General features: G+C 74.3%; 9 protein-coding genes. 2 read left to right on the forward strand and 7 right to left on the reverse strand.

Annotated elements, in window-relative coordinates; translation table 11 throughout:
• Positions 1 to 57 precede the first annotated feature (57 nt).
• Positions 58 to 1,701, forward strand: coding sequence for a bifunctional diguanylate cyclase/phosphodiesterase (locus tag VEW93_12605; protein HYI62632.1), 1,644 nt, complete (start codon positions 58 to 60; stop codon positions 1,699 to 1,701).
• Here the strand turns inward: VEW93_12605 and VEW93_12610 are convergent.
• From VEW93_12610 to VEW93_12630, 5 genes are read right to left on the reverse strand one after another with little or no spacing between them, the layout of a single operon-like run.
• Positions 1,698 to 2,648, reverse strand: a complete 951-nt coding sequence (locus VEW93_12610; GenBank protein ID HYI62633.1) for a glycosyltransferase family 2 protein — start codon at positions 2,646 to 2,648, stop codon at positions 1,698 to 1,700. The two genes, VEW93_12605 and VEW93_12610, sit on opposite strands and share 4 nt — an antisense overlap.
• 46 nt (positions 2,649 to 2,694) lie before the next feature.
• Positions 2,695 to 3,303 carry an ATP/GTP-binding protein gene (locus VEW93_12615; GenBank protein ID HYI62634.1) on the reverse strand — a complete coding sequence of 203 codons (609 nt, stop codon included), beginning with the start codon at positions 3,301 to 3,303 and terminating at the stop codon, positions 2,695 to 2,697.
• A complete protein-coding gene (locus VEW93_12620; GenBank protein HYI62635.1) occupies positions 3,284 to 3,640 on the reverse strand; it encodes a DUF742 domain-containing protein in 357 nt (118 codons plus the stop codon). The genes VEW93_12615 and VEW93_12620 overlap by 20 nt, the downstream gene beginning before the upstream one ends.
• Positions 3,637 to 4,056 (reverse strand): roadblock/LC7 domain-containing protein, encoded by a 420-nt coding sequence (locus VEW93_12625; protein HYI62636.1) that lies wholly within the window; start codon positions 4,054 to 4,056, stop codon positions 3,637 to 3,639. The genes VEW93_12620 and VEW93_12625 overlap by 4 nt, the downstream gene beginning before the upstream one ends.
• The gene (locus VEW93_12630) at positions 4,056 to 6,881 is read right to left on the reverse strand and encodes a nitrate- and nitrite sensing domain-containing protein (protein HYI62637.1); all 2,826 of its coding nucleotides are present in this window, start codon (positions 6,879 to 6,881) and stop codon (positions 4,056 to 4,058) included. Before VEW93_12630 ends, VEW93_12625 begins: the two co-directional genes overlap by 1 nt.
• Positions 6,882 to 7,058: 177 nt before the next feature.
• On the opposite strand from VEW93_12630, the gene VEW93_12635 reads away from it, so the two are divergent.
• On the forward strand, positions 7,059 to 7,571 hold the full coding sequence (locus VEW93_12635; GenBank protein ID HYI62638.1) for an RDD family protein: 513 nt from the start codon (positions 7,059 to 7,061) through the stop codon (positions 7,569 to 7,571).
• A gap of 60 nt (positions 7,572 to 7,631) precedes the next feature.
• Here the strand turns inward: VEW93_12635 and VEW93_12640 are convergent, their stop codons facing one another.
• Both VEW93_12640 and gltB read right to left on the reverse strand, forming a co-directional pair.
• Positions 7,632 to 9,083 carry a glutamate synthase subunit beta gene (locus tag VEW93_12640; protein HYI62639.1) on the reverse strand — a complete coding sequence of 484 codons (1,452 nt, stop codon included), beginning with the start codon at positions 9,081 to 9,083 and terminating at the stop codon, positions 7,632 to 7,634.
• A 10-nt stretch (positions 9,084 to 9,093) separates the two neighbouring features.
• On the reverse strand, positions 9,094 to 13,695 hold the full coding sequence (gltB, locus tag VEW93_12645; protein ID HYI62640.1) for a glutamate synthase large subunit: 4,602 nt from the start codon (positions 13,693 to 13,695) through the stop codon (positions 9,094 to 9,096).
• Positions 13,696 to 13,771: the final 76 nt, after the last annotated feature.

Consider the following 13,771-nt stretch of genomic DNA (forward strand, 5'->3'; position numbering starts at 1 on the left):
CCCACCGGGAGAGACGGGCAGGCCGGGGTCGACCTGGCTCTCCTGGTCGTCGTCTGCGTGCTGCTGGCCGTGGCCTCCATCCGCTTCCGGGTGGCCGACTGGGTCATCGGCGCCGCCGGCCAGGTCGAGGCCCTGGACGTCAACGGCATCCTGGCCATGGCCGTCCTGGTGCCGGCGGCCACCACCATCTACGCCGTCCGCCGCTACCGCGACGCCATGGAGATCCGTGAGGAGCTGGCCCGGCTGTCGCTGCGCGACAACCTCACCGGCCTCCCCAACCGGCTGTTCCTCTCCGAGTGGCTCGACCGGGAGCTGCGCCTGGCCCGCCGCCGGGGCGACCGGGTGGCCGTGCTGTTCGTCGACCTGGACCGCTTCAAGGTCATCAACGACACCCACGGCCACGACGTGGGCGACGCGGTGCTGGCCCAGGTGGCGTCCCGTCTGCGCCAGTGCGTCTCGGACCGGGACAGCGACCGGGTGGTCCGCTACGCCGGCGACGAGTTCCTGGTCATCAGCCGCGAGGACCCGGGCCGCCTCTCGGCCGACCGCCTGGCCCGAAGCATCCTCACCACCCTGGAGGAGCCCTTCCAGGTCGGGCCCGACACCCTGCGGGTGGCGGCCAGCATCGGCGTGGCCCTGAGCGACGGCCGGGAGCTGATGGCCGGGGAGGACCTGATCCGCCAGGCCGACGCGGCCATGTACGACGCCAAGGCCCGCGACGACGGCCGGCCCGTCCTCTACGACGTGGCCGTCCACGGCCGCCGGTTCAGCCCCACCACCCTGGAGCCGCACCTGCGCCGGGCGGCCGAGCAGGGCGAGTTCCGCCTCCTCTACCAGCCGGTGGTGGACACGGCCACGGGCCACCTGGTCTCGGTGGAGGCCCTCCTGCGCTGGGACCACCCCGACCGGGGCCCGGTGTCGCCCGTCGAGTTCATCCCCGTGCTCGAGGAGTCCGGCCTCATCGTCCCGGTGGGGGCGTGGATCATCGAGGAGGCGTTCGGCCAGGCCCTCCGGTGGCACCAGGACCACCCGGGCCGGCCGCCCCTGCGGGTGGCGGTCAACGTGTCGGCCCGGCAGCTGGCCCAGACCGGCTTCGAGGAGCACGTCCGGGCCACCCTCTCGTCCATCCCGGTGCCCCCGGGCAGCCTGTGCCTGGAGATCACCGAGGGCGCCCTGATGGTCGACATCGAGGCGGCGTGGAGCTCGCTCCGGCTGCTGAAGCGGATGGGGGTGAAGCTGGCCTTGGACGACTTCGGCACCGGTTACTCGTCGCTGTCCTACATCCGCAGCTTCAGCCTCGACATGCTCAAGATCGACCGCTCCTTCGTGAAGGGCCTGGGCCAGTCGGCTGAGGACACCGCCATCGTGGAGCACGTGATCGGCATGGCCCGGGCCCTGGGCATGACCACCGTGGGCGAGGGGGTGGAGACGCCCCAGCAGCTGGGCGAGCTGCACCGCCTGGGCTGTGACCTGTCGCAGGGCTTCCTGCTCAGCCGCCCGGTCGAGGCGGCCGAGATCGACGCCATGCTGGCTGCCGGGCTCCCCCTCGGCCGGCCCGGCCCCAGCCCCAGCGACGGCCTCCCGCCCCGCGTCGCTCCCGCCCTCGGCGGCGCCACCCACCAAACCGTCGGTGTCCAACCCGCGGGCGTGGCCCCCGCCGGCGTGGCCTCCGGCGCCCCGCCCTGGCGGGCCGAGCGCTAACCGCCCCCCAGACCGGGGGGCGGGGGGCCGAACCGGCCCCGGGCCGCGTCGGCCAGGGCCCGCAGGCGGGCCGCGGGCACGAAGATCCAGGGCCGGGTGGCCGGGCGCAGCAGCCCCCGGGCCAGGTCGGCCAGGGCCAGGGCGGCCCGCACGGTGGCGTGGTACCGGCCGAAGTGCTCCCGCACGAACAGCAGCGTGTTGCGGAGCATGAGGTAGTCCGAGACGCCGGCCCCGCTGCCCATGTGGGGGTTGCGGACCTCGGCCCCCCGCACGATGGCCACGTCCCAGCCGGCCCGGCGGGCCCGCTCGCCCAGGTCGGCCTCCTCGCAGTAGGAGAAGTACCGCTCGTCGAAGGTGCCCACCGCCTCCAGGCAGGCCCTCCGGGCCAGCAGCAGGGTGCCGTGCGGGTAGCCGGCCGGCTCCCAACGGGCCTCGACCTGGCGCCGGGGCGGGGCCGAGGCCGGCACCCCGGCCCGGTCCGCCGGGGCCACCGCCCAGGGCAGGGCGCCGGCGGCCACGGGGACCATCATCCCGCCGAAGTAGGGGTCCACGATGGGCACGTGGCCGTCGCCCACATCCGCGCAGGCCAGGCCGGTGGCCGGCCGGTCGGCCAGGACGGCGGTCATCAGCTCCAGGCAGTCCGGCGCCGGCAGGGCGTCGTGGGGGGCGACGACCACCCACTCCCCCGCCGACGGGTCGGCCAGGAACCGGTGCAACCCCACGTTGGCCCCCGGCCCGAAGCCCAGGTTGGCCCCGGCGTCGACCACGGCCACGCCGCCGGGCAGCAGCGCGACCAGCCGCGCCCGGGCCTCGGGGCGCGAGGCGTTGTCGACCACGGTGAGGGCGACGGGGACGGTCTGGGCCCGCCAGGCCTCCACCGCGGTGGCGCAGCGCTCGGGCTGGTTCCAGTGCACCAGCACCACGGCCACGGCCGGCTCGCTCGTCACCGCCCCATGGTGGGCCGCGGCCCCCCGGCCCCGAAATCGGGGCCGGTCAGACGGGGGCGGCGGTGGCCCGGCTGAGGGCGTGCTGGACGAGCTCGATGAGGGTGGCCTTGGTGGCGTCGCGGTGGCGGGCGTCGGTGAGCAGGATGGGGGTGTCGGGCGAGACCCCGAGGGCCTCCCGCACCGCTTCCGGCGGGTGGGTGACGACGCCGTCGAAGCAGTTCATGGCGACCACGAAGGGGATGCCGGACTCCTCGAAGTAGTCGACGGCCGGGAAGCACTCCTCCAGGCGGCGGGTGTCGATCAGGACCACGGCGCCGATGGCCCCCCGCACCAGGTCGTCCCACATGAACCAGAACCGGTCCTGGCCCGGGGTGCCGAACAGGTACAGCACCAGGTCCGAGCCCAGGCCGATGCGACCGAAGTCCATGGCCACGGTGGTGGCCGTCTTGGCGCTGACCTTGCTGGTGTCGTCGATGCCCTCGCTCACCGCGGTCAGGGCCGCCTCGGTGGTGAGGGGCTCGATCTCGGAGATGGAGCCGACGAAGGTCGTCTTGCCGACGGCGAAGCCCCCGGCGATGACGATCTTGACCGGCAGCGGGGCCGGCCCGGCGGCCCCGGCGGGGTCGGCGGTGAGGTCAGAGGGCCTGGAGACCATCGAACACCCTTTCGAGGAGTCGGAGGCTGGGGGGGTCGCCGGCGGCGGCCTCCCGGTTGAAGTCGAGGAGGCCCTCGTCGACCAGGTCACCGGCCAACACGCGGGCGACGCCGAGGGGCAGGTGGAGGTGGGCCGAGATCTCGGCCGGGGACGACGGGGCACGGCACAGGCGGAGGATGTCGCCCTTCTCCATCGGCCGGTGCTCGGCCCGGGCCGCGCCCTCGGGGGTGAGGACCAGGATGGTCTCGATGGCGATGTCGGTGGCGGCGCGGGTGCGCCCGCCCGTGAGGGCGTAGGGCCGGACCCGGAGGCCGGAGCCGTCGCCACGCCGGTTCATCGGGGCAGGAGCCCCTGGAGCTCGGCCCGCAGCTCGGGCGTCAGCACCGCGCCGCACCGCTCGACCAGGACGGCCATCTCGTAGCCGACCAGGCCGACGTCGCAGCCGGCGTCGGCCACCACGGCCAGGCAGCTCCCGTCGCTGATGCCGGTCACGAACAGGAAGGCGTGCTCCATCTCGATGATGATCTGGGTGACCTGGCCGCCGCCGAAGCGGCCGGCGGCCCCGTAGGCCAGGCCGATCAGGCCCGAGGCCACGGCGGCGAAGCGGTCGGCGGCGTCCCGGTCGAGCCCCTGGGACACGGCCATGGGCAGGCCGTCGGCCGAGACGACCACGGCCTCGCTCACGCCCGGGACCCGGTCGACGAAGCTCGAGAGGAGCCAGTTCACGTTGCGGGCATCGGTGCTCAGCTGCATCAGGTGTCCTTCTCGTCGACGGTCGGGGTCGGGGTCGGCGTCTGGCCGGCCTGCCGGCCGGAGTGGAACCGGGACAGCATGGAGCGGACCTCGTCGGGCGATCGGCTCGACGTGGTGGCCCCACCCCGGCCGCCGTCGCCTCCGGGCACCGCCCGGTCGCCGCCGGCCCGGCGGGGCACGCGCCGGACCAGCCCGGCCGCCGTCACCTCGGGCGAGGCCGGCAGGACGGGCGCCGGGGCGGGCCCGGTGGCGGCGGGCGGGCCGTCGTCGGCCCGGACGGCCAGCGGGGCCGGGCCGGAGCCGCCGATGGGGCTGGCGCCGAAGAGGGGGGCCGAGTCGGGCCGAGCGGCGGCCGGGGGGGCGACCAGGCCGGCGGGCAGCGGCTCGGGGGCGCTGGCCGGGGGGGCCACGTGGGCCACCGGCGCCGCGGCCACGGGGGCGCGGGGCGGGACGGGAGCGGGACGGGGGGCCGGGGCCGCGGGGGGCACGCCGTCGACCGGCAGCGGGGCCGCGGGGGGCACGCCGTCGGCCGGGAGCGGGGCGGCGGGCGAGGCCCCGGCCCGGGCCGCCGGTCGGCGGGTGGGCAGGGCGCCCGGGGTCGCGGCCCCGGCCGGGACGTGGGGCACCGGGCCGGTGGGGCCCGTGGGGCCGGCGGGCGTGCGGCGGGCCAGGGGCGCCACCTCGGCGCCGGCGGCCACCTGGTCGAGGCCGTCGGCCAGGGCCCGGCCGGTGGGCACCGCCTCCTCCAGCGTGGCCGGCGCGCCGGGCGCCAGGGCGGGTTCCGGGGTGGCGGCCGGCGCCGGGGGCTCCTCCGGTTCGAGGTCGGCTCCGGGGCCGCCCAGCACCAGCGGGGGCAGGATCGAGGACACGGCCCCCTCCGCGGGGACGGGCTCGGCCCGGTCACCGTCGGAGGGCGGGCCGGCCACCAGGATGGAGGCCGGCACCAGGATCACCGCGCTCACGCCGCCGTTGGCCGCCGGGACCAGCCGCACGGTGACGCCGTGGCGGTCCGAGAGGCGGCTGACCACGATGAAGCCCAGGCTGCGGGACAGGGCCAGGCCGAGCAGCGGGGGGCGGGCCAGCAGGTCGTTGGCCTCGGCCATCTGCTCCGGGGACATGCCGATGCCGGAGTCGGTGACCGAGAGGGTGTAGCCCTCGCCGCCCCGGTGGCCGACCACCTCGACCCGGGCCTCCGGCGGTGAGAACTGGGTGGCGTTCTCCATCAGCTCGGAGAGCAGGTGGGCCAGGTCGGCGGCGGCGTTGGAGGCCACGTCGGCCTGGTCGAGGTCGAGCAGGTCGACGCGGGCGAAGTGCTCGATCTCGCCCACCGCGGCCAGGACCACCTTGGTCAGGGGCACGGGCTGGCCCCGCCGGCGGTTGGGCTCGGCCCCGGCCAGCACCAGCAGCGACTCGGCGTTGCGGCGCATGCGGGTGGCCATGTGGTCCAGCTTGAACAGGTGCTCCAGCTGGTCGGGGTCCTCCTCCTGGGCCTCCAGGTCGTCGATGTACTCGAGCTGGCGGTCGAGGAGGCCCTGGTTGCGGCGGGCCAGGTTCACGAACATGTCGCCGATGCCCTTGCGGAGCATGGTGGCCTGCTCGGTGGCCACCTCTACGGCCACCTCCTGGATGGCGTTGACCGAGGCGGTGAGGCGGGCCAGCTCGGCCCCGCCCTTGACCTCCAGCTGGTCGATGCCGGTGCGGAGGTGCTCGAGGTCGGTCTCGGCCGGGTTGGTCATGCCCTCGACCAGCTTGGGGAGCTGCTCGGTGGCCACCCGGTCGACGGCGGTGGTGAGGTGGCGGACGGGCCGGGCGATGGAGGAGGCCACCACCACGGCGAGGCCCAGGGCCAGCAGCACGGCGGCCAGGGCGCCGGCCATGTACAGGCGGGCCGAGTCCTCGGCCTCGGCCACCCGGTCCTCGGCCGCGTCCAGGCCCAGGGCGGCCTCCGACAGGGAGATGTCCCGGAGCTGGCCCAGCGTGGCGGTCACGGCCCGGGTCCAGCGCTCGGGCGGGATCTCCATCTCGAGGGCCCGCTCCGGCAGGTCGTGGACGATCTCCACCTGGTCGGCGAAGTAGGACAGGTCGTCGCCGGCCATCTGGTTGCGCAGGCGGGCCCGGGTGGAGGCGCCGGACTCGGAGCCCACCACGGCCAGCTGCACCTCGCTGCTCTCGACGGCCTGGTCGAACAGGGCCTTGAGGTCGATCCCGGCCGCCGCCGGCGGGAAGCCGCCGGCCTCGACCGCCCCGGCCAGCAGGGCGCCGGTGCGGGCCCGCCACGACGAGTACTCGCCCAGGGCGATGACGCTCTGGGCCCCCTCGGACAGCGACGAGTCGTCGATGGCCGAGGCCAGCCGGTCCCCCACCTGGGGCAGTGAGGCCTCGATCTGGCGGTAGAGCTCCATGGCCCACTGCCACTCCAGGCTCCGGGAGTCGACCTGGCCCCGCAGGGTGTCGTCGGAGAACTGCATCTGCCGCAGGGCGGCGCGGGCGCCGGGCACGGCCCCCTCGTCGGCGGCGAGGCGGTCGACGGCCCGGGTCAGGCTGGCGGCGGCCCGGTCGGTGCGGGCCCGCTGGGCCTTCAGGCCGGCCCGGCCCCGCTCGCCGTCGGAGGCCACGAAGGTCACGCTGTAGAGCGACTCGCGCTGCAGCTCGTACTGGAGGAGCTGGGTGGCGGCGATGGCCTCCAGGCGGCGGACGTCGGCCCGGGTGTCGCTGGCCTCGGCCCGGCGCTGGACGAAGCCCACCGCGGCCAGGGCCAGGATGACGGCCAGCGGGGCGGCCACGATGGCGATGAGCTTGCTGCGGATGCTGATCCGGTCGAACACAGGGCGGGTCCGTCCCGTCGGTGGTGGTGCGGCGTGTGGCGGCCGGTGTCGGCCGACCCCGGGTGAGGTCTCGGCCCCTGTCGGCCGGTGCCGGCCGGATTCAAGCGTTCGGGGCCGGGCGCACCCGCGGCCCGTCGCCACGATCTACGCTCGCCGCCGATCCCAGGAGGTCCCACCATGTCCAACCTGCCCCCACCCCCTCCCCCGGGCGGAGGGTTCCCACCCCCGGCCGGCGGCCCCCCGCCCGGCGTCCCCGGCCCCCTGGCCGAGTGGCAGGACCGCCTCCTCTCCGGGGTGATCGACTTCTTCGGGCCGTGGCTCCTCGGTTGGCTCATCAGCACGGTCGGCGGCGGCATCAACCCGTTCTCCCGCACCGACCTGGGCGGCCTCTACTGGCTCGGGTCCCTGATCCAGCTGGCCGCCGTGGGCTGGGCCCTCTACAACGGCTACCTGGCCGGGCAGACGGGCCAGAGCATCGGCATGAAGCAGTCCGGCCTGCGCCTGGTGGGCGAGCAGACCGGCCAGCCCATAGGCGGCAACCAGGGCCTGGTCCGCAACCTGCTCTTCGTCGTGAGCGGGTGCTGCTGCGGCATCGTCGGCCTGGTCGACAACCTGTTCCCGCTGTGGGACGCCAAGAAGCAGACCCTGCGGGACAAGATCGCCAAGTCGGTGGTCGTCAAGTCGGCCTGATCGCCGGCTCGCGCTGACCGGAGCCCCCGCCGCCGGGCGGGGGCTCCGTCGCGTCCGGGTTCAGCGCAGGGGCGCGTCGCTGGGGACCACGGGGGCGGGCAGGAGGGTCTCGCCCACCAGGTGGCGGTCGACCGCTGCCGCGCAGGCCCGGCCCTCGGCGATGGCCCACACGATCAGGCTCTGGCCCCGGCCCATGTCGCCGGCCACGAACACGCCGTCCACGTTGGTGGCCCAGCCCTGGTCGCGGGCCACGTTGCTGCGGGCGTCGAGGTCGACGCCCAGCTCGTCGAGGAGCGGCCCCTTGTCCGGGCCGGTGAAGCCCATGGCCAGCAGGACCAGGTCGGCCTCCAACTCGACGTCGGTGCCCTCCACCTCCTGGAACCGGCCGTCGACCATCTCCACCTCGTGGAAGCGCAGGGCCCGCACCCGGCCCTCGGCGTCGCCCAGGAACTCCTCGGTGTTGACCGAGAAGACCCGCTCGCCGCCCTCCTCGTGGGCCGAGGACGTGCGGTACATCAACGGCCAGGTGGGCCAGGGGGTGGCCACGGCCCGCTGGTCGGGCGGCCGGGGCATGATCTCGAACTGGTGGATGGCCGCCGCCCCCTGGCGGTGGGAGGTGCCCAGGCAGTCGGCCCCGGTGTCACCGCCGCCGATGATGACCACCTTGCGGCCCCGGGCCGAGATGGCCGAGGTGAAGGTGTCGCCCTCCTGCACCCGGTTGGCCAGGGGCAGGAACTCCATGGCCTGGTGGATGCCCTGGAGGTCGCGGCCGGGGATGGGCAGGTCGCGGGCCTGGGTGGCCCCGCCGGCCAGGACGACGGCGTCGAACTGCTGGCGCAGGTCGGCCGCGGTGACGTCGGTGCCCACGTCCACGCCGGCCCGGAAGGTGGTGCCCTCCTGGCGCATCTGGTCGAGGCGCCGGTCCAGGTGGCGCTTCTCCATCTTGAACTCGGGGATGCCGTAGCGGAGGAGGCCGCCGATGCGGTCGGCCCGCTCGAACACGGTGACCTGGTGGCCGGCCCGGGTGAGCTGCTGGGCGGCGGCCAGCCCGGCTGGGCCGGAGCCGACCACGGCCACGGCCTTGCCCGTGGGCGCCGAGGGCCGGACCGGGGTGACCCAGCCCTGGTCCCAGGCGTGGTCGATGATCGAGACCTCGACCTGCTTGATGGTGACCGGGTCCTGGTTGATGCCCAGCACGCAGGCCGCCTCGCACGGGGCGGGGCACAGCCGGCCGGTGAACTCCGGGAAGTTGTTGGTGGCGTGGAGGCGGTCGATGGCCTCGCGCCAGCGGTCCCGGTAGATCAGGTCGTTCCAGTCCGGGATCAGGTTGCCGAGGGGGCAGCCCTGGTGGCAGAACGGGATGCCGCAGTCCATGCACCGGCTGGCCTGGCTCTGGAGGTGGTCGTCGGGGAACGGCTCGTAGACCTCCTTCCAGTCCCGGAGGCGGACCGGGACCGGCCGGCGGGTGGGCAGCTCGCGGCCGTGCTTCAGGAACCCCTGCGTGTCTCCCATGTCTCCGTCCTCAGCCCTGGGCCGCGGCCATGATGGCCTCGTCGATGTCGGCGCCGGACTCCTCGGCGGCCTTGATGGCGGTGAGCACCCGCTTGTAGTCGCGGGGCATGACCTTGGTGAACTGGTCGACGCTGAACTGCCAGTCGGCCAGCAGGCGGTCGGCCACGGCCGAGCCCGTCTCCTCGCGGTGCTGGAAGACGGTGCTGACCAGCCACGTCCGATCCAGCTCGTCGAGCCGCTCCAGCTCGACCATGTCCCGGTTGAGCAGCGCGTCGAGGGCCCGGTCGGGGTCCCACACATAGGCGATGCCGCCCGACATCCCGGCCCCGAAGTTGCGACCGGTGGGGCCCAGCACCACGACCCGGCCGCCGGTCATGTACTCACAGGCGTGGTCGCCCACGCCCTCCACCACCGCGGTGGCGCCGGAGTTGCGCACGCAGAAGCGCTCGCCCACCAGGCCCCGGATGTAGGCCTCGCCGGCGGTGGCCCCGTATAGGATCACGTTGCCGGCGATGACGTTGTCCTCGGCCACGAAGCCCGGGTGGACCTCCTGGGGCGGGCGCACCACCAGCCGGCCCCCGGAGAGGCCCTTGCCCACGTAGTCGTTGGCGTCGCCGGCGATGCGGAGGGTGATGCCCGGGGGCAGGAAGGCGCCGAAGCTCTGGCCGGCGGAGCCGGTGAAGCTGATGTCGATGGTGCCGTCGGGCAGGCCGGGCCCGCCGTGGGCCTTGGTGACCTCGTGGCCCAGCATGGTGCCCACGGTGCGGTTCACGTTGCGGATGGGCCGCTCCAGCCGCACCGGCGTGCCCTGGTCGAGGGCCTGGCGGCAGGCCGCCACCAGCTCCACGTCCAGGGCCCGGTCCAGCCCGTGGTCCTGGGCCTTGGTGCAGTGCAGGTCCTGGTCGGGGAAGCCGGAGGTGGGCTGGGCCAGGATGGGCGTGAGGTCGAGGCCCGAGGCCTTCCAGTGGTCGACCGCGGCCCGGGTGTCGAGCAGCTCGACGTGGCCGATGGCCTCGGCCAGGGTCCGGAAGCCCAGGGCGGCCAGCAGCTCGCGCACCTCCTCGGCGATGAACTCGAAGAACGTCTCCACGAACTCGGGCTGGCCCGTGTAGCGCTCGCGCAGCTTGGGGTTCTGGGTGGCGATGCCCACCGGGCAGGTGTCCAGGTGGCAGACCCGCATCATGATGCAGCCCGACACCACCAGCGGGGCGGTGGCGAAGCCGAACTCCTCGGCCCCCAGCAGGGCCCCGATGATGACGTCGCGGCCGGTCTTCATCTGGCCGTCGACCTGGACCACGATGCGGTCCCGCAGGCCGTTGAGCAGCAGGGTCTGCTGGGTCTCGGCCAGCCCCAGCTCCCACGGCCCGCCGGCGTGCTTGAGCGAGGTGAGGGGGCTGGCCCCGGTGCCGCCGTCGTGGCCGGAGATGAGGACCACATCGGCGTGGGCCTTGGACACCCCGGCGGCCACGGTGCCCACCCCGACCTCGGACACCAGCTTCACGTGGACGCGGGCCGACGGGTTGGAGTTCTTGAGGTCGTGGATGAGCTGGGCCAGGTCCTCGATGGAGTAGATGTCGTGGTGCGGGGGCGGGCTGATGAGGCCAACCCCGGGCGTCGAGAACCGGGTCTTGGCGATCCAGGGGTACACCTTGTGGCCGGGGAGCTGGCCGCCCTCGCCGGGCTTGGCCCCCTGGGCCATCTTGATCTGGATGTCGTCGGAGTTCGTCAGGTACTCCGAGGTCACACCGAAGCGGCCCGAGGCCACCTGCTTGATGGCCGACCGCTTGGAGTCGCCGTTGGCCAGGGGCGTGAACCGGATCGGGTCCTCGCCGCCCTCGCCGGTGTTGGACTTGGCGCCCAGCCGGTTCATGGCCACGGCCAGGGTCTCGTGGGCCTCGGCCGAGATGGAGCCGTAGCTCATGGCCCCGGTGGAGAAGCGGGCGATGATGGCCGAGGCCGGCTCCACCTCGTCGAGGGGCACCGGCGTGCGGTCCCCGGCCCTGAGGTCGAACAGGCCCCGCAGGGTGGCCAGCCGGTGGGCCTGGTCGTCGACCAGGGTGGTGTACTCCTTGAAGATGTCGTAGCGCTTGGCCCGCGACGCGTGCTGGAGCTTGAACACCGTCTGGGGGTTGAACAGGTGGTGCTCGCCCTCGCGGCGCCACTGGTACTCGCCGCCCACCTCCAGCTCGCGGTGGGCCCGCTCGCTGGGCCGGGGGGCGTGCCCCACCCGGTGGCGGGCGGCCACCTCCTCGGCCAGCACGTCGAGGCCCACGCCGCCCAGGCGGCTGGGGGTGAGGGTGAAGTACTCGTCCACCAGCTCCTGGCCCAGGCCGAGGGCCTCGAAGACCTGGGCCCCGGTGTAGGACGCCACCGTGGAGATGCCCATCTTGGACATCACCTTCAGCACGCCCTTGCCGCAGGCCTTGATGTAGTTGGCCACGGCCTCGTCGATGCCGGTGCCCGGGAGGCGGCCCCGGGCGCACATGTCCTCCAGGGTCTCGAAGGCCATGTAGGGGTTGATGGCCGACGCGCCGTAGCCCAGCAGCAGGCACATGTGGTGCACCTCGCGGGCGTCGCCGGCCTCGACCACCAGGCCGACCTGGGTGCGGGTGCGCTCCCGCACCAGGTGGTGGTGCACGGCGCTGGTCAGCAGCAGGGACGGGATGGGGGCCAGCTCGGCGTTGGCGCCCCGGTCCGACAGCACGATGATCCGGGCCCCCTCGGCGATGGCGGCCGAGACCCGGGCGCGGACCTCCTCCAGGGCCCGGCGCAGGCCCTCGCCCCCCTCGGCCACCGGGAACAGGCCGGGGACGACCACCGAGGCGAAGCCCGCCATGTCGCCCTCGTCGTTGATGTGGACCAGCTTGGCCAGCTGGTCGTTGTCGAGGATGGGGTGGCGCAGGAGGATCTGCCGGCACGACTCGGCGCTGGGGTCGAGGAGGTTGGCCTCGGGGCCCAGGGTGCCCAGCAGGCTGGTGACCAGCTCCTCGCGGATGGCGTCGAGGGGCGGGTTGGTGACCTGGGCGAAGAGCTGGGTGAAGTAGTCGAACAGCAGCCGGGGCCGCTCCGAGAGCACGGCCACCGGGGTGTCGGTGCCCATGGAGCCCAGGGCCTCGCCGCCGGTGCGAGCCATGGGGGCCATGAGGATGTCGAGGTCCTCGGTGGTGTAGCCGAAGGTGACCTGCCGGCGGACCACCTCGGCGTGGGGGTAGCGGATGTGGGGCCGGTCGGGCAGCTCGTCGAGGGGCACCAGGCCGCCGCGCAGCCAGTCGGTGTAGGGGTGCTCGGAGGCCAGGGTGGCCTTGATCTCCTCGTCGGCGATGATCCGGCCCTGGGCCGTGTCGACCAGGAACATGCGGCCGGGCTGGAGCCGGCCCCGCTGGACGATGGTGGTGGGGTCGATGTCGAGCACGCCGACCTCGGAGGCCATGACCACCAGGCCGTCGGTGGTGACCCAGTACCGGGACGGGCGCAGGCCGTTGCGGTCCAGCACGGCGCCCACCACCGACCCGTCGGTGAAGGCCACCGAGGCCGGGCCGTCCCAGGGCTCCATGACCGAGGCGTGGAACTGGTAGAAGGCGCGCTTGATCGGGTCCATGGCCGGGTTGTTCTCCCAGGCCTCGGGGATCATCATCAGCACCGCGTGGTGCAGGGGGCGCCCGGCCAGGTGCAGCAGCTCCAGCACCTCGTCGAAGCTGGCCGAGTCGCTGGCGTCGGGCGTGCAGATGGGGAAGGCGCGCTCCAGGTCGGTGGCGCCGTCCTCGCCCCGGAAGGCGTCGCTGGCCAGCAGGGCCTCGCGGGCCCGCATCCAGTTGCGGTTGCCCTTGACCGTGTTGATCTCGCCGTTGTGGGCGATGTAGCGGTAGGGGTGGGCCAGGGGCCAGGCCGGGAACGTGTTGGTGCTGAAGCGCGAGTGCACCAGGGCCACCGCGCTCTCCAGCCGGGGGTCGCGCAGGTCGGCGTAGAGCTCCTCCAGCTGGCCGGTGGTGAGCATGCCCTTGTAGCAGAGGGTCCGGCACGACAGGCTCGGGAAGTAGACCTCGCTGTCGCCGACGTCTCCGGCGGCGGAGCCCTCGGACCGGCCCACCTCGTGCTCGATGCGCTTGCGGACGATGTAGGCCCGGCGCTCCAGCCCCATGCCGGTGAGCGCGCCGCCGGGGGCGGCGATGAAGACCTGCCGGAACGTGGGCATGACGTCGAGGGCCATGGTGCCCAGGGACGAGGCGTCGACGGGGACGTCGCGCCAGCCCAGGACCTCCAGCCCCTCGCTGGCCACCACCTTGTCGATGGCCTCGACCGCGGTGTCGGCGGCGTCCGCCCCCTGGGGCAGGAAGGCGATGCCGGTGGCGTAGGCGCCCACCGGGGGCAGGGCGAAGCCCACCACCTCGCGCAGGAACCGGTCGGGGACCTGGATCAGGATGCCGGCCCCGTCGCCGGTGTTGACCTCGGCCCCCGAGGCGCCCCGGTGGTCGAGGTGGCACAGCGACAGCAGGCCCTTGTCCACGATGTCGCGGCTGGCCCGGCCGTGCATGTCGACGACGAAGGCGACGCCGCAGGCGTCGTGCTCGAGGGCGGGGTCGTAGAGGCCCTGGCGGGCCGGAGTCCTGCGCATGCGTCCCTTCCATCGTCAGATGGTGGTCGGGGGTACCGGGACGTCGCTGGCCCGTGGGGTCCGACAACTCTACCGG

The organism is Acidimicrobiales bacterium (assembly GCA_035630295.1).
Classification (GTDB): domain Bacteria; phylum Actinomycetota; class Acidimicrobiia; order Acidimicrobiales; family Iamiaceae; genus Iamia.

Excerpts from the sequence above, each read along its gene's own strand:
- VEW93_12620 (HYI62635.1), bottom strand. The coding sequence starts at position 3,640 with ATGAACCGGCGTGGCGACGGCTCCGGCCTCCGGGTCCGGCCCTACGCC.
- VEW93_12615 (HYI62634.1), bottom strand. The coding sequence starts at position 3,303 with ATGGTCTCCAGGCCCTCTGACCTCACCGCCGACCCCGCCGGGGCCGCC.
- gltB (HYI62640.1), bottom strand. The coding sequence starts at position 13,695 with ATGCGCAGGACTCCGGCCCGCCAGGGCCTCTACGACCCCGCCCTCGAG.
- VEW93_12625 (HYI62636.1), bottom strand. The coding sequence starts at position 4,056 with ATGCAGCTGAGCACCGATGCCCGCAACGTGAACTGGCTCCTCTCGAGC.
- VEW93_12640 (HYI62639.1), bottom strand. The coding sequence starts at position 9,083 with ATGGGAGACACGCAGGGGTTCCTGAAGCACGGCCGCGAGCTGCCCACC.
- VEW93_12635 (HYI62638.1), top strand. The coding sequence starts at position 7,059 with ATGTCCAACCTGCCCCCACCCCCTCCCCCGGGCGGAGGGTTCCCACCC.